The organism is Flavimobilis soli (assembly GCF_002564025.1).
Taxonomy (GTDB): Bacteria; Actinomycetota; Actinomycetes; order Actinomycetales; family Cellulomonadaceae; genus Flavimobilis; species Flavimobilis soli.
In genome coordinates, this window is sequence record NZ_PDJH01000001.1 from 1957207 (window position 1) to 1977090 (window position 19884).

Here is a 19884-nt window from a genome sequence, read left to right on the forward strand (position 1 = left end):
GGACGAACTGATGCGTGCACACAAGCTCTTGGGCGCCACGGCCGCGGTCGCCGCGCTCGCGCTTGGGCTCACCGCCTGTGGAGGCAGTGACGACCCGGATTCGACCGGTGGAGGCGGGAGCAGCGGTGGCGACGTCACGCTGACCTTCTGGCACAACTCGACCACCGGCCCGGGCAAGGAGTACTGGGACCGCATGGCGTCGGAGTTCACCGCCGCCAACCCGGGTATCAAGGTTTCGGTCCAGGCGATCCAGAACGAGGACATGGACGGCAAGCTCCAGACCGCCCTCAACTCGGGTGACGCGCCCGACGTCTTCATGGCTCGTGGTGGCGGCAAGCTCGCCGACATCGTCGAGGCCGGTCAGGTTCTCGACATCACCGACCTCATCGACGACGACGTCAAGGCGGGCGTCGGCCCGGCGTTCGACGCCTTCAGCGTCGACGGCAAGGTCTACGGCATGCCGACGGCGATCCTGCCCGGCGGCATGTACTACAGCAAGGACCTGTTCGAGCAGGCAGGCATCAGCTCGCTGCCGACGAACTTCGACGAGCTCGGCGACGCGGTCTCGAAGCTCAAGGGGATCGACGTCGCGCCGATCGCCCTCGGCGGCAAGGCTGCCTGGCCGGCGGCGCACTGGTACTACTTCTTCGCGCTGCGCTCCTGCTCCAAGGAGGTCATGGAGAACCTTCCGGGCACGAAGGACTTCAGCGACCCGTGCTGGCTCGCCGCTGCCAACGCGCTGAACGACTTCGCCAAGACGGAGCCGTTCAACGAGGGCTTCCTCACCACCGAGGCGCAGGGCTCCGCCGGCTCGTCGGCCGGCATGCTCGCCAACCACCTCGCGGGCATGGAGCTCATGGGCGCGTGGAACCCCGGTGTCATCGCCGACCTGACCCCGGACAAGAAGCCGCTCGCGGACCTCGGATGGTTCCCGTTCCCGGCGGTCGACGGCGGCCAGGGTGACCCCGCCGCCATGATGGGTGGCGTCGACGGCTACAGCTGCTCCGCCAAGGCTCCCAAGGAAGCCTGTGGCAAGTTCCTCAACTTCTTCATGTCGAAGGAGAACCAGGAGGCGTACGCCGAGGCGTTCGTGACCCTCCCGGCCAACCAGGAGGCGCAGGGCGTCATCACCGACCCGGCCCTGCAGGACGTCCTCGCGACGTACAACAAGGCGCCGTACGTCAGCGTCTGGCTCGACACCCTGCTCGGTCAGAACGTCGGCAACGCCCTCAACGCAGGTGTCGTCGAGATGCTCGCGGGCAGCGGTTCGCCCGAGGGTGTCGTCAAGTCCGTGACCGACGCGCTGGCCAAGGAGTAGTCAACAACCATGAGTGACACCTTGGGCGAGAACACGCTCACCACGTCACCGCCCGAGGGTCGCTCGGCGGGCGGGGACGGCGCCACCAAGGCGCCGTCCCCGGCCCGCAAGCGGGGGGCCGGAGGTGCGGACTGGGCCAAGCGGCTGGAGATCACGCTCCTCGCGGGCCCCGCCGTCATCATGTTCCTGGCGTTCGTCATCTTCCCCGTGGTGATGGCGGCGTACTACGGGTTCTTCAAGTGGAAGGGCTTCGGCCCGCCCACCGACTTCGTCGGGCTGCAGAACTACATCACGATCTTCCAGGACGAGAAGTTCCAGGACGCCCTGATGCACAACGGCTTCATCCTCGTGATGTCGCTCGTGATCCAGGGCCCCGCCGCCGTCGCCCTCGCGCTGCTGCTCAACCAGCGCATGCGCGGCCGCTCCCTCGTCCGCGTCCTCATCTTCGTGCCGTACGTGATCTCCGAGGTCATCGTCGGTACCGGGTGGGGCCTCATGCTCAAGACGACGGGAGCCGTGAACCACTTCCTGATCCGGATCGGGTTGCCCGACTGGACGGTCGAATGGTTGTCCGATCCGAAGATCGCCATATGGACGCTGATGGTGATCATCTCCTGGAAGTACATCGGCTTCGCCGTGATCCTCTTCCTCGCGGGGCTGCAGTCCATCCCCGAGGAGCTCTACGAGGCCGCCGCGATCGACGGCGCGTCCTACTGGCAGATGCAGCGCAGCATCACCCTGCCGCTGCTCGGCCCGACGATCCGGATCTGGGCGTTCCTGTCGATCATCGGCTCGCTCCAGCTGTTCGACCTCGTCTTCATCATCTGGGGCCAGTACGTCGCCACGACCGCCGGCACCTCGACGATGGCGACCTACATGGTCGGCGAGGGACGCCTGGCCGGGAACTACGGCTACGGCAACGCGGTCGCGGTAGTCCTGTTCGTCATCTCGCTCACGATCGCCTTGATCTACCAGCGCTTCGTGCTCCGTCGTGACACCGCCGGTGCGCTCACGGAAGGGAAGAAGTGATGTCCGCCAGCGTCACCACCGCGCCCCCGCTCCCCGCGAGCCGGCCCGCCCGCACGAAGAAGCACAAGGAGACGCGCCTGCACCGCAGCGGGCCCATGACCTACCTGGTCGCGTTCCTCTTCGTGATGATCTGCATCGGCCCGGTGCTCTACATCATCATCGGCGGCTTCCGCTCGAACTCGGAGATCACGACCGACCCGTCGGGCTTCCCGAAGACGTGGCACTGGGAGAACTACTCGAGCGTCCTCGAGAACGAGATCTTCTGGCGGCAGATGGGCAACTCGACCATCTCCGCGGTCGCCACGACGGTCGGCGTCGTCATCCTCGGCGTCATGGCGAGCTACGTCATCGCCCGGTACAAGTTCCGGGGCGCCACCGCGATGTACTCGTTGTTCGCCGCGGGCCTGATGTTCCCGATGACGGTCGCGATCACGCCGCTGTACATCCTCGTGCGCAGCCTCGGCCTCATGGACACGCTCGCGGGCATCATCCTCCCGCAGATCGCGTTCGCGCTGCCGACGACGATCATCATCCTGGTGCCGTTCCTGCGGGCCATCCCCAACGAGCTCGAGGAGGCCGCCGCGATCGACGGCGCAGGCCGGCTCGGGTTCTTCTTCCGGATGGTCGTCCCGCTGTCGCTGCCGGGTGTCGTCACGGTCGGCATCCTCGCGTTCGTCGCGGCGTGGAACAGCTACATGCTGCCGCTGTTCATCCTCAGCAACGAGATGTCGTACACGCTGCCGCTCGGCGTGCAGTCGTTCGCGTCGCAGTACGCGGTCGACACGGCGCGCGTGCTCGCGTTCACCTCGCTGTCGATGATCCCTGCGCTGATCTTCTTCTCCCTCTTCGAGCGCCGGATCGTCGGCGGTCTCACGGGAGCCGTCAAGGGCTGACACCCACGTGATCGCCGTCGCGCCCGGCCGGGGGACGGGCGCGACGGCCAGCCTTCTCATGCACCTGCGCGCGTAAGGAAGTAACCAGTGTTCGACGTCGTCCCTGATGTCCCCGCCCCCGGCTCTGCCGAGCTGGACGTCCCCATGCCTCCCGTGTCCGGACGGGTCGCTGCGCTCGCCGCGCAGATGACCCTCGAGGAGAAGCTCGCCCAGCTCGTGGGCTACTGGCTCGACCAGAACGGCACGGTCGCCCCCATGCAGTCGGAGATGACCGCGGGGCAGGCTGACGGTGGCCTGCTGCCGGAGATCACGAAGCACGGCCTGGGCCACTACACCCGCGTGTACGGCACGCGGCCGGTGGACCCGGTCGAGCGGGCGCAGTGGCTGTGGGACGAACAGCGCAGGCTGCGCCGCGAGACGCGGCTCGGCATCCCCGCGATCGTCCACGAGGAGTGCCTGACGGGCCTCGCGGCGTGGAAGGCGGCGACGTACCCGACGCCGCTCGCGTGGGGCGCGTCGTTCGACGCCGAGCTCGTCGAGGAGATGGCGGCGCAGATCGGCGAGTCGATGCGGGCGCTCGGCGTCCACCAGGGCCTCGCGCCCGTCCTCGACGTGATCCGCGACCCGCGGTGGGGACGGGTCGACGAGTGCATCGGCGAGGACCCCTACCTCGTGGGCGTCGTCGGCACGGCGTTCGTGCGCGGCCTGCAGTCGCGGGGTGTCATCGCGACGCTCAAGCACTTCGTCGGGTACTCGGCGTCGGAGGCCGGCCGCAACCACGGGCCGGTCAGCATGGGGCCGCGCGAGATCGCGGACGTCTACCTGCCGCCGTTCGAGATGGCGGTGCGCGACGGCGGTGCCGGCTCGGTCATGAACTCGTACTCGTCGATCGACGGCCTGCCCGTCGCGGCCGACGGCGCGCTCCTCACCGACCTGCTGCGCGGGGAGTGGGGCTTCGAGGGCACGGTCGTCGCCGACTACTTCGCGGTCGCGTTCCTCGAGGTCATGCACGAGGTCGCCGCGGATCGCGGCGAGGCCGCGGCGCTCGCCCTGACGGCAGGCATCGACGTCGAGCTGCCGACCGGCGACGCGTACCTCGAGCCGCTCGCCGAGCGCGTGCGCGCGGGCCTGCTCGACGAGCGCATCGTCGATCGCGCCGTGCTGCGCGTGCTCGCGCAGAAGGAGTCGCTCGGTCTCCTCGAGCCGGACGCGTTCGAGGACGAGGCACCGACGTCGATCGACCTCGACCCCGCGGAGCACCGCGCGCTCGCGCGCAGGCTCGCGGCCGAGTCGCTCGTGCTGCTCACGAACGACGGCACGCTGCCGTTGCGGCAGGCTCCCGCGCGCCTCGCCGTCGTCGGTCCGAACGCCGACCGCTCGGCGGCGCTCATGGGCTGCTACTCGTTCGTCAACCACGTGCTCGCGCACCACCCGGGCACGCCGGACGGGATCGAGCTGCCGACGATCGCCGACGCGCTCGCGGAGGCTTTCCCGCAGGCCGAGGTCGTGCGCGCCGAGGGCTGCGCGGTCGAGGGCGACGACAGGTCGGGCTTCGCCGCTGCGCGCGAGGCCGTGGAGGGCGCGGACGTCGCGGTCGTCGTCGTCGGTGACCAGGCCGGCCTGTTCGGCCGTGGCACGGTCGGCGAGGGCAACGACGCGCAGTCGCTCGCCCTGCCGGGCGTGCAGCGCGAGCTCGTCGAGGAGCTTGTCGCGACGGGCACGCCCGTCGTGCTCGTCGTCGTCACGGGTCGCCCGTACGAGCTGGGCTGGGCGCTCGACGCGGACGGCCCCCGCCCTGCCGCGGTGCTGCAGTCGTTCTTCCCGGGCGAGGAGGGCGGCCGCGCCGTCGCCGACGTCGTGACCGGCGCGGTCACGCCGTCGGGCCGCCTGCCCGTGTCGCTCCCGCGCACCGCGGGCGCGCAGCCGTACCGCTACCTGCAGCCGATCCTCGGCGGGCCGTCCGACGTCACGTCGACGGACCCGACGCCCGTCCGCCCGTTCGGCTTCGGCCTGTCCTACACGACGTTCGCGACGACCGACCTCGAGGTCGACGCCGAGGTGCCGACCGACGGCGTCATCACCGTCGGCGTGACCGTCGAGAACACGGGCGGCGTCGCGGGTGCGACGGTCGTCCAGGTCTACGGGCACGACGTCGTCGGGTCGCTGCCGCGCCCGGTCGCCCAGCTCCTCGCGTTCGCGCGCGTCGAGCTCGAGGCGGGGGAGCGTCGCCGCGTGACGATGCGCGTGCCGGCGGCACGCTTCGCGTTCACCGGCCGTGACATGCGTCGCGGCGTCGAGCCGGGCGTCGTCGAGATCTGGGTCGCCGACCACGCCGGCGCCTCTGCCCCGAAGACGCTCGAGGACACGACGGGCGGCGCGATCGTGTCGTCCGCCGTCAACCGCCGGCACGAGGTGCCGGGCACCGCGACCGAGCGCGCGACCGTCACGCTCACGGGCGAGTTCCACGAGCTCACCGGAGCCGACGCCCGCATCGCCCAGGTCGAGGTGACGCGATGACCGTCGTCCAGAACCCCGTCCTGCCCGGCTGCTACCCGGACCCGTCGATCTGCCGCGTCGGTGAGTTCTTCTACCTCGTCACGTCGACGTTCGAGTACCTGCCCGGGCTGCCGATCATGCGCAGCACCGACCTCGTGCACTGGGAGCAGATCGGCGCCGCCGTCACGGACCAGATCGACTACTCCGACGTGCCGTCGTCCGGGGCGCTGTACGCGCCGACGATCCGCCACCACGACGGCGTCTTCTACGTCGTCTGCACGTTCGTCGACCCGACCGACGACGCGCGCGGCGGCAACTTCCTCGTCACCGCGACCGACCCGGCCGGGCCGTGGTCCGACCCGGTGTGGCTTGACGTCGGCGGCATCGACCCGTCGATCTTCTTCGACGACGACGGTCGGGCCTGGATGCACGGCACCCGCCTCGTCGAGAAGGACCCGGAGTGGTTCCACCAGACCGAGGTCTGGATCCGCGAGTACTCGCTGACCGAGCAGAAGCTCGTCGGGCCTGAGCACGTCGTGTGGAACGGTGCGGTCAAGGGTGCCGTGTGGGCCGAGGGGCCGCACCTCTACAAGAAGGACGGCACGTACTACCTCGTCGCCGCCGAGGGCGGCACCGAGTTCCACCACGCCGTGTCCGTCGCGAGCGCCGACAGCGTCACCGGCCCCTACACGGGCAACAAGGGCAACCCGATCCTCACGCACCGCCACCTCGGCCGCGGCAGCGACGTCGTCGGCGTCGGCCACGCCGACCTGATCGAGGCGGCGGACGGCTCCTGGTGGGCAGTGTGCCTCGGCATGCGCACGTACGGCGGCTACCACTACAACCTCGGCCGCGAGTGCTTCCTCGTGCCCGTCGTGTGGGAGGACGGCTGGCCCGTCCTCGCGCCGGGCCTCGGTCGCGTTCCCGAGCAGGTCGAGGTGCCGTTCGCGGCGGACGGCCCGCTCGGCGTCGTGCAGGGGACGACGTCGGGCGTGGTCGCCCCCGGCGACCCGCGCTGGTGCGCGGTCCGCGCGCTCCCCGACGAGGTCGCGGACGCCGACGGCGACCGGTGGCTCCTGCCCGTGCGGCCCGAGCCGCTCACCGGCACCGGCGTGCCGGCCTTCCTCGGCGTGCGCCAGCAGCATCGCGACCTCGACGTGACCGTGCAGGTCCGCGCCGAGCTGCCCGAGGGGGAAGAGGTCGGGATCGCCGTGCGGCAGTCCGAGAACGACCACGTCCGCCTCGGCCTCACGCGCGGGCGCCACGGTGCCTGGACGGCGTCGGTCGTGCACCGGCGCAAGGGTGCGGACGAGGCGCTCGGCATCGTCGAGCTCGACCTGCCCGACGGCGCCGAGGTGGGCCTGCGGCTGCGCGCACGTGGGCAGGACTATGCGTTCGAGGTCGTGCGGACCGCGGCGGAGGGGCAGGCGGACGCGCTCGCCATCGCCGTCGCGGACGGCCGCACCCTCGACTCCGTGGCCACGGGGGGCTTCCTCGGGCTGTGGGTAGGGGTCTACGCGACGTCGGAGGGCCGGGCGACGCAGTCGCAGGCGACGGTCGGCCCGCTGACGTACGAACCGCGATAGACCATGTCGTCCCGCCGACCCTCCTCCTCGGCGAGACGCGAGAAGACGCGAGGTCCCGGTCGCCGTGGGCGACCGGGACCTCGCGTCTTCGTGCTGCTACCGAGCGGATGACGGGAATCGAACCCGCGCTGTCAGCTTGGGAAGCTGAAGTTCTACCATTGAACTACATCCGCGTGGCCCGCTCTCGAGCGGGCGCACAGACGATGATACCCGGATCACCGTCCCGTGTCCGACACCACGCTGACGTGGTCGTCCATGCCTCAGAGCTCGATCGAGAACGTCCCCGAGCGGGACTCGCCCGGCTCCAGGACGAACACCCCGCTGCCGGGCACGCCCCGGTCGGCGAGGGCGAATCCACCGTTCGCGTTGGTCGCGGGCTCGACCGCGAAGTACGTCCGGCGGACCGGGACGTACACGACCCAGTGGGCGTACACGTCGTCGGCGTGGATGCGCACCTCGACGTCCGAGCCGTCCGCGCGGGCGCCCGGGTAGACGATGCGCGCGGGCACTCCCGGGACGCGCCCGGTGAGGCAGTCGTCGACGAAGCGGTCGCCGAGCGGGCGGAGCGTCCGGTAGTCCGCACGCGCCGGGACGTCGCCGGCCTCCTCGGTCGCGATCGCGTCCACGAGCCGGTAGCCGCGCGTCACCGGCACCTCGAGCAGCGCGTCCTCGGTGTCGGGGACGAGGTGCCGCACGAAGTACGGGTGGTGCCCGAAGCCCGCGGGGAACGGCTCCGCGTCGACGTTCTCCACGGTCGTCGTCACGCTCAGCCCGCGCTCGTCGAGCGCGTACGTGATCTCCGTGCGGAACGCCCACGGGAAACCGACGCCGACGGCGTCGCGCGAGTCGAAGGTCATCCGCACGCTCGTACCCGTGCGCTCGACGACGTCGAACGCGAACGGCAGCACGGCGCCGTGCATCGCGGTGCCGTCGGGCGACGTGCGCGGCAGGCGCCAGCTGCGCCCGCCCCACGTGAGCCGCGCCCCCGCGACGCGGTTGGACCACGGCACGAGCGGGAAGCTCGCGCAGGACGTCGGGGCGTCCAGCTTGCTCGCGCCCGTCGGGCGCACGAGGTCCCGCCACACGCCGTCGACCAGGACCTGCGCGTACGCGAGCGAGGCCGCGGCGCCCGGGACGACCCCGGCGCGCCACGTCGGCGTCGCGAGCGCGACGACGCGCGGGTCGCCCGCGAGCACCAGGGCAGAGCCCTCAGCGCTCTCAGACGACCCCGCGACCGGACCCTCGCCGGGACGCACAGGCGCGTCCGTCACGCTCACAGGACGACGTCGACCTTCACGGTCGAGCCGGCCGGCGCGTACGGCACGTGGTTGCCCTCGATCTCGGTGCCGTCGACCGTCAGGCGGCCGCGGGCGCCCGGGGTGCCCGAGTTCGTCACGGAGATCTCGTACGTCGCGCCGCGAGCGACACGCGTGACCGTGTACGACGGGACCTCCGGGCCGATCTGCGGGTCGACGACGAGACCGTCGTAGTCGGGGCGCACACCGAGCAGGTACTGCGAGACCGCCACGAAGTTCCACGCGGCCGTCCCCGTGAGCCAGGAGTTCTTGGCCTCGCCGTGGCGCACCGCCTCCTTGCCCGCGATCATCTGCGCGTACACGTACGGCTCGAGGCGGTGCGTGTCGGAGATGTCCTCGCGGTACGCGGGCGTGATGCGCTTGTAGTAGTCGAACGCCTGCGCGCCACGGCCGAGCACGGTCTCGCCGATGATGACCCACGGGTTGTTGTGGCAGAAGATGCCACCGTTCTCCTTGTAGCCCGGCGGGTAGGTCGAGACCTCGCCCATGTTGACCTGGTAGGTCGTGTACGCCGGGTACTGCAGGACCATGCCGTGGTCGGTCGCGAGCATGTCGTTGACCGAGTCGAGCGCCTTGACGGCAGGAGCGTCCTTGTCGTCCGGGCCCGAGCCGATACCGATTCCGGCCATGACCGCGAAGCCCTGGGGCTCGATCCAGATCTTGCCCTCGGCGTGCTCGTCCGTGCCGATCTTCTCGCCGTAGTAGTCGTACGCGCGCAGGAACCACTCGCCGTCCCAGCCGTGCGTGAGGACAGCCTCGCGCATGTCCTCGACCGCCTTGCGGGCCTTCGCAGCGACGTCGGTCAGTCCGCGGCGCTCCGCGAGCTCCGCGTACTCGGCGCCGTACAGGACGAACTGCGCCGCGATGAACACCGACTCGGCGACGCCGCCCGCCTGGTTCTCCGTCGTCTGGAACGACTCACCGGGGGTGGTGGAGAAGCAGTTGAGGTTGAGGCAGTCGTTCCAGTCGGCGCGGCCGATGAGCGGCAGGCCGTGCGGGCCGAGGTTGCTCGTCGTGAAGTTGAACGAGCGCGTGAGGTGCTCGAACAGGGAGTCCGCGAGGGACTCGTCGTTGTCGAACGGGACCTGCTCGTCGAGGATCGAGAAGTCGCCCGTCTCCTTGATGTAGGCCGCGACGCCGGCGACGAGCCACATGGGGTCGTCGTTGAAGCCCGAGCCGATGTCGTTGTTCCCGCGCTTCGTCAGCGGCTGGTACTGGTGGTAGGCCGAACCGTCGGGGAACTGCGTCGCCGCGATGTCGAGGATGCGCTCACGGGCACGCTCGGGGACGAGGTGCACGAAGCCCAGGAGGTCCTGGTTGGAGTCGCGGAAGCCCATGCCGCGGCCGATGCCCGTCTCGAAGAAGGACGCCGAGCGGGACATGTTGAACGTGACCATGCACTGGTACTGGTTCCAGATGTTGACCATCCGGTCGAGCTTCTCGTCGTCGCTCGTGACCGAGTAGGTCGACAGCAGGTTGGTCCAGTACGCCTTGAGTCGCGCGAACGCGGCGTCGACCTGCTCGGTCGTCGCGAAGCGCGACAGGAGGGCGTGGGCGCGCTCCTTGTTGATGATCTGGTGGGCGTCGTCCGCCCACTTCTCCTCGTCCGGGTTCTCGACGTAGCCGAGGACGACGACGTAGGTCTTGGACTCGCCGGGCTCGAGCGTGACGTCGAGCTGGTGGGAGCCGATCGGGTACCAGCCGGAGGCGACGGAGCCGGCCGAGCGGCCTGCGCGCGGGACGGCGGCCTCGCCGAGACCGTTGTAGGCGCCGACGAACGTGTCGCGGTCGGTGTCGAAGCCGGAGGCCTTCGCGTTGACGCCGAAGACGGCGTAGTGGTCGCGGCGCTCGCGGTACTCGGTGCGGTGGTAGATCGCGGAGCCGTTCGGGGCGTCCTGCTCGACCTCGACCTCGCCGATGTTGAGGTTGCGCTGGTAGTTCGTCTGGTCGTCCTGCGCGTTCCAGAGGCAGAACTCGATGAACGTGAACGCCGAGAAGCTCTTGGGCGCGTCCGAGGTGTTGGTGAACGTGATGCGCTGGACCTCGGCGTTCTCGCCGAGCGGCACGAAGAGCAGCGTCTCGACCGAGAGGCCGTTGCGCTCGCCGGTGATCGACGTGTAGCCCATGCCGTGGCGGGTCTCGAAGTGGTCGAGGTCGGCCTTCACGGGGAGCCACGACGGGGTCCAGACGTCGCCGCCGTCGTTGATGTAGAGGTAGCGGCCGCCGGCGTCCGCGGGGATGTTGTTGTAGCGGTAGCGCGTCAGGCGGCGCATCTTCGCGTCACGGTAGAACGAGTACCCGCCAGCCTGGTGCGAGACCAGGGAGAAGAACTGCTCCGACCCGAGGTAGTTGATCCAGGGGTAGGGGGTGTGCGGCGTCGTGATGACGTACTCGCGGGCGGCATCGTCGAAATGGCCGTAACGCATGGGACTTGCCTCTCGGGGGTGGGGGTCGCTCCCGGGCAGCATCGCCGTGGGAGCGCTTCCATTGGTATCCCGATCGTAGCCGATTCGGGAGCGCTTGCGAAGGGTCGGGGCCGCGTCCCCGCCGCGGCCGTCGCGCACGCCCTCCCGCGACCGGCGCGAGGCCTGGCGGTACGGTATCCACGTGCTGCTCTCCGACCACGACATCCGTGCCGAGATCGACTCCGCGAGGGTCGTCCTCGACCCGTACGAACCGACCATGATCCAGCCGTCGAGCATCGACGTGCGGCTCGACCGGTTCTTCCGTCTCTTCGACAACCACAAGTACGCGGTCATCGACCCGTCCGTCGACCAGCCCGACCTCACGCGGCTCGTCGAGGTCGAGGGCGACGAGCCGTTCGTGCTGCACCCGGGCGAGTTCGTCCTCGGGTCGACGTACGAGCAGGTCACGCTGCCTGACGACATCGCCGCACGCCTCGAGGGCAAGTCCTCCCTCGGGCGCCTCGGCCTCCTCACGCACTCGACCGCCGGCTTCATCGACCCGGGCTTCTCCGGGCACGTCACGCTCGAGCTGTCGAACGTCGCGACGCTGCCCATCACCCTGTGGCCCGGCATGAAGATCGGCCAGCTCTGCTTCTTCCGCCTCACGTCGCCCGCCGACAACCCGTACGGCTCGTCCGTCTACGGCTCCCGGTACCAGGGTCAGCGCGGCCCGACGCCGTCGCGCTCGTCGCAGAACTTCCACCGCACGCAGGTCTGACGCGTGGCACGCGAGCAGTTCCCGGACGGCCCGCGCGACGAGCTGCGCCCCCCGTCCGGGCGGCAGCGCACCGCCCGGCACGCGCTCGTCGTCGGCCCTGAGGTCGAGGTCGAGGAGGTCGAGTCGCTCGCGCTCAGCCGGTTCCCCGGCGCACGCTGGCTCGTCGCGCCCGATGCCACGGCGTCCGGAGTCCTGCGCCTGAGCCGGCACACGCACCTCGCCGGACCGTACGCGCCCGGGGGGCCGCTGCGTGGCGAGGACCGTGCCCGCGTGTACGACGTCGCGTGCCCGCGCGAGCGCGGCGACGCGCCGCACCCCGAGCAGTCCGACCGTGACGGCCTCGCGCGCACGTTCCCCGACGGGCTTCCCGTGCGCGAGGAGGACCGTGTCGTGCAGTGGCTCGTCGCGGCCGCACGGCGGCTGCACGGCTCCGTCGTCGTCGACGTCGACGACGTGCAGCGCGTGCTGACCCCCGACCCCGCCGCGCGCATCGACCTGACCGTCTACTCCGACGTCTGGCTCGCGCCCGAGGCCGCGCTCGCGGTCGTGCGGGACGTCGACCGCCGCGCCACCTGGGCGCCGGGCGGCGTCCCCTGGGCGGGGCCGCCCGCGAACAGCATCGTCGCGACCCTGCCGCACGTGCCGCAGCTCGACGACGAGGTCCGTGAGTTCGTGCACCAGCGCGCGGAGGACGCCGACATCGAGGCGCTCACGTCCGACGAGGCGCCGACCGGCTACGCGATCCACCTCGACCTGCACGACGACGGGCTGATCGCGATCGAGATCGGCGGCGAGGAGGCCCTGCCGACCTCGCTGCGCGGCCTGCCCTGGGCAGACGGCGGTGCTGTCGCCTACCGGGTGCGCTGGTACCCGGTCGACGACGACCTCGAGGAGGAGCGGCCACCGCTCGCCCACAGGGTCGCACGCGGCCGCGCGACGCCCCGGCTGGGCGCCCTCACCGCGGCGCTGCACCGGGCCGTCGGCGGCGAGATCGTCGACGAGGCGGACTTCCTCGTCGCGCACGAGGACCTCTGACCCTCGTACGTGCTCATCGTCACGGTCCCGCGGGTCGTGGCCTGGTCACGCCTTGGTAAGATCTAGAGCAATCCCGTGCACTTCCGAGGGGGTCGGAAGGGTGTCGCGTGCCGTGCGGTGCGCGTTCCGCGTGCGGGGCCGACCGACACCGCCCCACCGAACGGACGGACCCGGACGTGCCGCAGCTCCTCGTCATCCACCTCGTGATGGCGATCGGCGCGCCCTTCCTCGTCCGGCTCCTCGGCCGCCGGGCCTTCCTGGTGCTCGCCCTCGCGCCCACCACGGCGGTCGCGTACGCCCTGTCGCACACGGCCGGCGTCATGCGCGGCGAGCACCCGACCGTCGTGCACGAGTGGATCCCGGTCCTCGACATCGAGCTCGCGTTCCGCATGGACACGCTCGCGTGGCTCATGCTGATCCTCGTCGGAGGCGTCGGCGCGCTCGTCCTCGTGTACTGCTCCGCGTACTTCTCCTCGAGCGCCCAAGGGCTCGGCCGGTTCTCCGGCGTCCTGACCGCCTTCGCTGGCGCGATGGTCGGCCTCGTCACCGCTGACGACATGCTCCTGCTGTTCATCTTCTGGGAGCTCACGACCGTCTTCTCCTACCTGCTGATCGGGCACTACGCGGACCGCAAAGCGTCGCGCCGGGCTGCGATGCAGGCGATCGTCGTCACGACGTTCGGCGGGCTGGCGATGCTCGGTGGGATCGTCGTCCTCGGCGTCGCCGCCGGCACGTTCCGCGTCTCCGAGGTCGTCGCGAACCCGCCCGCGGGCACCGCCGTGACCGTCGCGATCGTGTGCCTCCTCGTCGGTGCCGCGACCAAGTCCGCGCTCCTGCCGTTCCACTTCTGGCTCCCGGGCGCGATGGCCGCACCGACGCCCGTCTCCGCCTACCTGCACGCGGCGGCGATGGTCAAAGCAGGTGTCTACCTCGTCGCCCGCTTCGCCCCCGCCTTCTCCGACCTGCCCGTGTGGCAGGGGATCGTCATCGTGCTCGGCGCTGGCACCCTGCTCCTCGGCGGCTACCGCGCCCTAAGGCAGCACGACCTCAAGCTCGTCCTCGCCTACGGCACGGTCTCCCAGCTCGGCATGATCATCCTGCTCGTCGGTCTCGGCACGCGCGCCGCTGCGCTCGCCGGCCTCGCGATGATCGGTGCGCACGCGATGTTCAAAGCGTCGCTCTTCCTCGTCACCGGTGTCGTCGACGCCGCGACCGGCACGCGCGACCTGCGCCGCCTCACGGGCGTCGGACGTGCGCTGCCCGAGACGGCCGTCGCGGGCGGGCTCGCGATCGCGTCGATGATCGGCCTGCCGCCCATGGCGGGGTACGTCGCCAAGGAGGCGGCCCTCGAGGGGCTCCTGCACGACGGCGCGGGCGCGGGCCCGGCGTGGGTGTCGACCGTGCTCGTCCTCGCCGTCGTCATCGGCTCGATGCTCACGTTCGCGTACGGCCTGCGGTTCTTCTGGGGCGCCTTCTGCTCGAAGGCGCCCGCCGAGCCGGTACCCGCCCGCATCGACCCCGCGACCGACGAGTGCCTCGAGGCGCCCGACCTCAGCCAGGTGCCGCCGTCCGAGGTGCACCGGCAGTCGCCGCTCCTGTGGGGACCTCCGCTCGTCCTCGCCGTCCTCGGCCTCGCGGCCGCGCTCGTCCCGAGGCTCGGCGAGAACCTGCTGTCGCCGCACGCAGCCCTGTACCCGACCGGCGGGGCCGGGCACCTCACGCTGTGGGGCGGGTTCGGCCCCGCCTTCTTCTCGACCGTCGCGATCGTCGGCGTCGGCCTCCTGCTCTTCTGGCGCCGTCGCGCCGTCGAGCGCCTGCAGGCCCGCATGCCGCACGTCCCCGAGGCCGAGCGCACGTACCGACGGTTCATGCGCCGCCTCGACGAGGTCGCCGCCGACATCACCGCGATCACACAGCGTGGTTCGCTGCCCTTCTACCTCGGCGGCATCCTCATCGCGGTCGTCGTGCTGCCCGGCGGCGCGATGGTCCGCACCCTCCTCGACGGCACCGCGTCGACGGCGGTGCGCGCGTGGGATGCGCCCGCCCAGGCCGTCGTGGGCGTCGTCGTCGTCGTGGCCGCGATCCTCGCCGCGCGCGCACGCCGCCGCCTCAAGGCCGTCCTGCTCGTCGGCCTGACCGGCTACGGCACCGCCGTGATGTTCATGTTCCAGGGCGCACCCGACCTCGCGCTCACGCAGGTCCTCGTCGAGACCATCTCGCTCGTCGTCTTCGTGCTCGTGCTGCGCCGCCTGCCCGCATACTTCTCCGACCGCCCGCTCGCGGGCGCCCGCTGGGTGCGCCTGACGATCGGCGTCGCCGTCGGCCTCGTCGTCGCCGGCATCGCGCTCACCGTGCCTGGCGCGCGCACGGCTGAGCCGGTCTCGAACCTCTACCCGGACGAGGTCTACGCGTACGGCGGCGGCAAGAACATCGTCAACGTCGTCCTCGTCGACACGCGCGCCTGGGACACGATGGGCGAGATCTCGGTGCTCCTCGTCGCCGCGACCGGCGTCGCGAGCCTCGTGTTCCTGCGCCGTCGGTCGGGCGAGATCCTCCGCGCCCGCTCGGTCGAGGCCCTCGAGGGCGGCAGGCGCGCCGGCGAGACCCTCGGCAACCTGCCGACCCCCACGCTGCGCGGCCACACGCCCGAAGGCATCGCCGAGCGCGCCCAGCGCTCTCGCGTGTGGCTCACCGCGGGCCGCACCCTCGCACCCCAGCGGCGCTCGGTCATCTTCGAGGTCGCGACGCGGCTGCTGTTCCACTCGCTGATCATCTTCTCGATGTTCCTGCTGTTCGCCGGGCACAACGCACCCGGCGGGGGCTTCGCCGCGGGCCTCGTCACGGGCATCGCGATCATCATCAGGTACCTCGCCGGTGGCCGCTACGAGCTCGGCGAGGCGGCGCCCGTCCACCCGGGCCTCGTGCTCGGGGCGGGCCTCTTCCTCAGCGTCGGCGTCGGGCTCCTGCCCGTCTTCTTCGGCGGGGCGCCGCTGCAGAGCGCGATCCTCCAGACCACCCTGCCGCTGCTCGGTGACGTCAAGCTCGTCACCTCGCTCTTCTTCGACATCGGGGTGTTCTTCGTGGTCCTCGGCCTCGTCCTGGACGTCGTCCGTTCGCTCGGTGCCGAGATCGACCGGCACTCCGACGCAGAGGCCCGAGAGGAGGCCGCACGATGATCGACACGACCCCGAACGTCGTCCTCGTCGTCGTCATCGGCGTGCTCTTCGCCGCGGGCGTCTACCTCGTCCTCGAGCGCAGCCTCTCGCGCGTGCTGCTCGGGACGCTGCTCATGGGCAACGGCGCCAACCTGCTGTTCATGGTCGCGGGCGGCCGCGCCGGCGGCGCCCCGCTCATCGGTACGACGGCGCCCGAGGACATGACCGACCCGCTCCCTCAAGCGATGGTCCTCACGGCCATCGTGATCTCGCTCGGCATGATCGGGTTCGTCATGTCGATGGCGTACCGGTCGTGGCAGCTCAACGGCCACGACGAGGTCCAGGACGACCTCGAGGACCGCCGCGTCGCGCGCAAGGCCGCGATGAACGCCCCTGCCTACGAGGACACCGACAGCGAGGACTCGGGCCAGTCGCTCGACGACGAGGCTGCCGACCAGCGCGACGAGACCGTCCACGACGAGCTCGATGTCGCCGCGCTGACCGACCCGGCCACGCCTCCCCGGACGGAGGGCCCGCGATGACCCTCGAGCTCCTCGTCCCGCTGCCCGTCATGCTCCCGCTCCTGGGAGCCGGGCTGAACCTCGCCGTCTGGCGTCACACGCGCGTCCAGCGCGTCGTGACGATCGCCGTGCTCGCGCTCATGCTCACCGTGGGCGCGATCCTCCTGGTGGCTGCCGACGACGGGCCGCTCGTCATCGACCTCGGCGGCTGGGCCGCGCCGGTCGGTATCAACCTCGTCGCGGACCGCCTGTCGGCGCTCATGATCACGGTCTCGAGCGCCGTCCTCCTGTGCGTCTTCGTGTACTCCGTCGCGCAGGGTGTCGCCGACGGCGACGACGAGGCACCGCTCGCGATCTACCACCCGACGTACCTCGTCCTCGCGGCCGGGGTCTCGAACGCCTTCCTCACGGGCGACCTCTTCAACCTGTACGTCGGCTTCGAGATCCTCCTCGCGGCGTCCTACGTGCTCCTCACGCTGGGCGGCACGGGGGCGCGCATCCGCGCAGGCACGATCTACGTCGTCGTCGCGCTCGTGTCGTCGCTGCTGTTCCTCATCGCGCTCGCGATGATCTACGCGGCGACCGGCACGATCAACATGGCGCAGCTCGCGGAGCGCATGGGGGACATCGACCCCGGCACGCGCCTCGTCCTCGAGCTGCTCCTGCTGCTCGCGTTCGGCATCAAGGCGGCGATCTTCCCGCTGTCCGCGTGGTTGCCCGACTCGTACCCGACGGCGCCCGCGCCCGTCACCGCGGTGTTCGCAGGCCTGCTCACGAAGGTCGGCGTCTACGCGATCATCCGCACGGAGACGCTGCTCTTCCCCGACGACGCGACGAACGACCTGCTCATGTTGGCCGCTTTGCTCACGATGCTCGTCGGCATCCTCGGTGCCGTCGCGCAGGACGACATCAAGCGTCTGCTGTCGTTCACGCTCGTGAGCCACATCGGCTACATGATCTTCGGCATCGCGCTCGCCTCGCAGACCGGCATGACCGCGACCGTCTTCTACGTCGCGCACCACATCACCGTCCAGACGACGCTGTTCCTCGTCGTCGGGCTCATGGAACGTGTCGGCGGGACGACGTCGCTCGCGCGCCTCGGCGGCCTCGCGAAGGTCGCGCCGCTGCTCGCGATCGTGTTCTTCGTGCCGGCGATGAACCTCGCGGGCATCCCACCGCTCTCCGGCTTCCTCGGGAAGGTCGGCCTGCTGCAGGGCGGTGTCGAGCAGGGCACCGGGCTGTCCTACACGCTCGTCGTCGGCGGCATCGTCACGTCGCTGCTCACGCTGTACGCGCTCGTCAAGGCGTGGAACAAGGCGTTCTGGCAGACGCCGCCGCAGGAGGTCAGCCCCCAGCGCCTCCCCGCGGGCATGGTCGGCTCGACGATCGCCCTCGTGGCGCTCGGCCTCTCGCTCACGCTCGTCGCAGGCCCGCTGTTCAGCTACGCCGGCCGCGCCGCCGACACCCTGATGGACCGCCAGGTCTACATCGACTCCGTCCTCGTCGACGACGGTCGTGGGCAGGGCCGGTCGCCCGAGGTAGCCGAGGAGAAGGACGGCGCCCCCGAGGCGGTGGAGGCGCCGTGACCCTGCACCCTCGCCGTCGCGCCTGGTTCGGGCAGTGGCCCACGATCCTGTGGCTCGCCGTCGCCTGGACCATGCTCTGGGGCGACCTCACGTGGGCCAACGTCCTGGGCGGCCTCGCTCTCGGCGCCTTCGTGACGCTCGTCTTCCCGCTGCCCGCGATCGGGTTCCACGTCCGTGTGCGCCCGCTCTCGCTGCTGTGGCTCGTCGTGCGCTTCCTGTGGGACCTCGTCCGCGCGTCGTTCCAGGTCGCGTTCCAGGCTCTGCACGTCTCGCGGGTGCCGCGCGGCGCTGTGGTCGGCGTGCGCCTGCGCAACCCCGCCGACCTGTACCTCACCGTCACCGCGGAGCTCAGCACGCTCGTGCCCGGCTCGCTCGTCGTCGAGGCGCACCGCCTCACCGGCATGCTCTACCTGCACGTCCTCGACCTCGAGGCGTACGGCGGCGAGGAGAAGGTGCGCGCGGACGTCCTCGCGCTCGAGGAGCGCGTCCTGTACGCGCTCGCCTCGGACGAGGAGCTTCGCAACGCCGGCCTGCCGGTCGGGCCGTGGTGGGGCCCGGCGGCCCGCGCGCAGGCGACTGCGACCCGTCCGCCTGTCGCCCGCTCCAGGAAGGGGGAGACGCCGTGATCTACGTCGTCGCTGTCTGCGCAGCCCTGCTCGCGGCCGCCGCGGTGCTCACCCTCGTCCGTATCGAGCGCGGCCCGTCCATGCTCGACCGCACGATCGCTCTCGACACGTTCACCGCGACCCTCGTCGGTGCGGTCGCTCTCGAGGCCGCGTGGCACCGCCGTACGGACACCCTCCCGATCCTGCTCGTCATCGCGATGGTGGGCTTCGTCGGCTCGGTGACGATCGCACGCTTCGCCGCGGTCGAGCCCGAAGAGGAGCGGCGCATCAAGACCCGCGAGGAGGTCGCCGCCGAGGACGCCGCGAGGCGCCTCGCGGAGGAGGCCGAGGAGCGCGCCCTCGAGCGCGCGGCCGAGCGGGCCGCCGAGCTCGAGGCCGCCGCGGACGCGACCGGCGACGCGACGATCGGCCACGCCGACACGATCCTCGCGGCGGGCGAGGACACAGCCGACGACGTCGATCCGGCCCACGACGAGGCCGCCGACGACGGAGGTGCGCGATGACCTGGGACAACGTCTTCGACGTGCTCTCCGCCCTGTGCCTGCTCGCAGGCGCCTTCCTGTCCTTCGCGGCCGGGGTCGGCGTGCTGCGCTTCCCCGACCTGCTCGCGCGCATGCACGCGGCGACCAAGCCGCAGGTGCTCGGGCTCATCCTCGTCCTGCTCGGCCTCGAGCTGCGGCTGCGGACGTGGGACGTGCTGCTCGTCGTCGTGCTCGTGACGCTCTTCCAGATGCTCACCGCGCCCGTCTCCGCGCACATGGTCGGCCGCGCCGGCTACCGCACCGGCAAGGTGCGCACCGACCTGCTCGTCATGGACGAGCTCACGAGCGACCTCGACGAGGCGCGCACGCTCGAGCGCGAGCGTGAGCTCGCGGAGCTCGCGGCGGAGCGCGCCGCGCACGCGGCGGACGGCGTCGTGCCTACGGACGGCGCCGCGCCCGCGGACGGCGCCATGCGCGCGGGCAGCGCCACGGGTGCCGACGGCGCCACGGCCGCTGCGGACGTTGCCGGGGGAGTCGAGCATGCGGGCGACGACGCGCCGACGGGCGCTGCGGACGGTGCACCGCAGGAGGACCCGGGGCCCTGAGCCCACCTGGAGTGACAGGCTGGTGTTCGTGAGCCGCGCCCAGGTCGTCGGCC

At 71.2% G+C, this 19884-nt stretch carries 15 protein-coding genes and 1 tRNA gene; 13 read left to right on the plus strand and 3 right to left on the minus strand.

The features are described from left to right. The first annotated feature begins 10 nt into the window (after positions 1 to 10). The 5 genes from ATL41_RS08920 to ATL41_RS08940 all read left to right on the plus strand — a co-directional run bounded on the left by ATL41_RS08920 (position 11) and on the right by ATL41_RS08940 (position 7322). Positions 11 to 1318, plus strand: a complete 1308-nt coding sequence (locus ATL41_RS08920) for an extracellular solute-binding protein (RefSeq protein WP_098458163.1) — start codon at positions 11 to 13, stop codon at positions 1316 to 1318. A gap of 9 nt (positions 1319 to 1327) precedes the next feature. Further along, positions 1328 to 2347 (plus strand): carbohydrate ABC transporter permease, encoded by a 1020-nt coding sequence (locus ATL41_RS08925; protein WP_098458164.1) that lies wholly within the window; start codon positions 1328 to 1330, stop codon positions 2345 to 2347. Then, on the plus strand, positions 2347 to 3240 hold the full coding sequence (locus tag ATL41_RS08930) for a carbohydrate ABC transporter permease (protein ID WP_098458165.1): 894 nt from the start codon (positions 2347 to 2349) through the stop codon (positions 3238 to 3240). The genes ATL41_RS08925 and ATL41_RS08930 overlap by 1 nt, the downstream gene beginning before the upstream one ends. Before the next feature lie 144 nt (positions 3241 to 3384). Next, positions 3385 to 5757 (plus strand): beta-xylosidase/alpha-l-arabinosidase, encoded by a 2373-nt coding sequence (locus ATL41_RS08935; protein WP_219810417.1) that lies wholly within the window; start codon positions 3385 to 3387, stop codon positions 5755 to 5757. Beyond that, positions 5754 to 7322: a glycoside hydrolase family 43 protein gene (locus ATL41_RS08940; protein WP_098458166.1), complete on the plus strand. Its 1569-nt coding sequence runs from the start codon at positions 5754 to 5756 to the stop codon at positions 7320 to 7322. The genes ATL41_RS08935 and ATL41_RS08940 overlap by 4 nt, the downstream gene beginning before the upstream one ends. A 102-nt stretch (positions 7323 to 7424) precedes the next feature. On the opposite strand, the gene ATL41_RS08945 is transcribed toward ATL41_RS08940, so the two are convergent. The 3 genes from ATL41_RS08945 to ATL41_RS08955 form a co-directional block, all read right to left on the minus strand. After that, positions 7425 to 7495, minus strand: a tRNA-Gly gene (locus tag ATL41_RS08945). Between the two features lie 87 nt (positions 7496 to 7582). Next, a complete protein-coding gene (locus ATL41_RS08950; RefSeq protein WP_169924537.1) occupies positions 7583 to 8593 on the minus strand; it encodes an aldose epimerase family protein in 1011 nt (336 codons plus the stop codon). 2 nt (positions 8594 to 8595) lie between these two features. After that, complete coding sequence (locus ATL41_RS08955; protein WP_098458168.1) at positions 8596 to 11064, minus strand: glycoside hydrolase family 94 protein; 2469 nt, start codon at positions 11062 to 11064, stop codon at positions 8596 to 8598. Between the two features lie 181 nt (positions 11065 to 11245). Between ATL41_RS08955 and dcd the strand changes: the two genes are divergently transcribed. The 8 genes from dcd to mnhG all read left to right on the plus strand — a co-directional run bounded on the left by dcd (position 11246) and on the right by mnhG (position 19831). Then, positions 11246 to 11821 (plus strand): dCTP deaminase, encoded by a 576-nt coding sequence (gene dcd, locus ATL41_RS08960; protein ID WP_098458169.1) that lies wholly within the window; start codon positions 11246 to 11248, stop codon positions 11819 to 11821. A gap of 3 nt (positions 11822 to 11824) precedes the next feature. After that, a complete protein-coding gene (locus tag ATL41_RS08965; RefSeq protein ID WP_245854720.1) occupies positions 11825 to 12856 on the plus strand; it encodes a hypothetical protein in 1032 nt (343 codons plus the stop codon). Positions 12857 to 13032: 176 nt separating this feature from the next. Beyond that, positions 13033 to 16032, plus strand: coding sequence for a Na+/H+ antiporter subunit A (locus tag ATL41_RS08970; protein WP_098458170.1), 3000 nt, complete (start codon positions 13033 to 13035; stop codon positions 16030 to 16032). After that, positions 16029 to 16553: a Na(+)/H(+) antiporter subunit C gene (locus ATL41_RS08975; protein WP_098458171.1), complete on the plus strand. Its 525-nt coding sequence runs from the start codon at positions 16029 to 16031 to the stop codon at positions 16551 to 16553. Before ATL41_RS08970 ends, ATL41_RS08975 begins: the two co-directional genes overlap by 4 nt. After that, positions 16550 to 18118: a Na+/H+ antiporter subunit D gene (locus ATL41_RS08980; protein ID WP_098458172.1), complete on the plus strand. Its 1569-nt coding sequence runs from the start codon at positions 16550 to 16552 to the stop codon at positions 18116 to 18118. Before ATL41_RS08975 ends, ATL41_RS08980 begins: the two co-directional genes overlap by 4 nt. Then, a complete protein-coding gene (locus tag ATL41_RS08985; RefSeq protein WP_098458173.1) occupies positions 18115 to 18744 on the plus strand; it encodes a Na+/H+ antiporter subunit E in 630 nt (209 codons plus the stop codon). The genes ATL41_RS08980 and ATL41_RS08985 overlap by 4 nt, the downstream gene beginning before the upstream one ends. After that, entirely contained in the window at positions 18741 to 19247 is a 507-nt protein-coding gene (locus ATL41_RS08990) for an MrpF/PhaF family protein (protein WP_143556597.1), read from the plus strand. Before ATL41_RS08985 ends, ATL41_RS08990 begins: the two co-directional genes overlap by 4 nt. Further along, positions 19244 to 19831, plus strand: coding sequence for a monovalent cation/H(+) antiporter subunit G (gene mnhG / locus ATL41_RS13675; protein ID WP_098458174.1), 588 nt, complete (start codon positions 19244 to 19246; stop codon positions 19829 to 19831). Before ATL41_RS08990 ends, mnhG begins: the two co-directional genes overlap by 4 nt. Positions 19832 to 19884 lie beyond the last annotated feature (53 nt).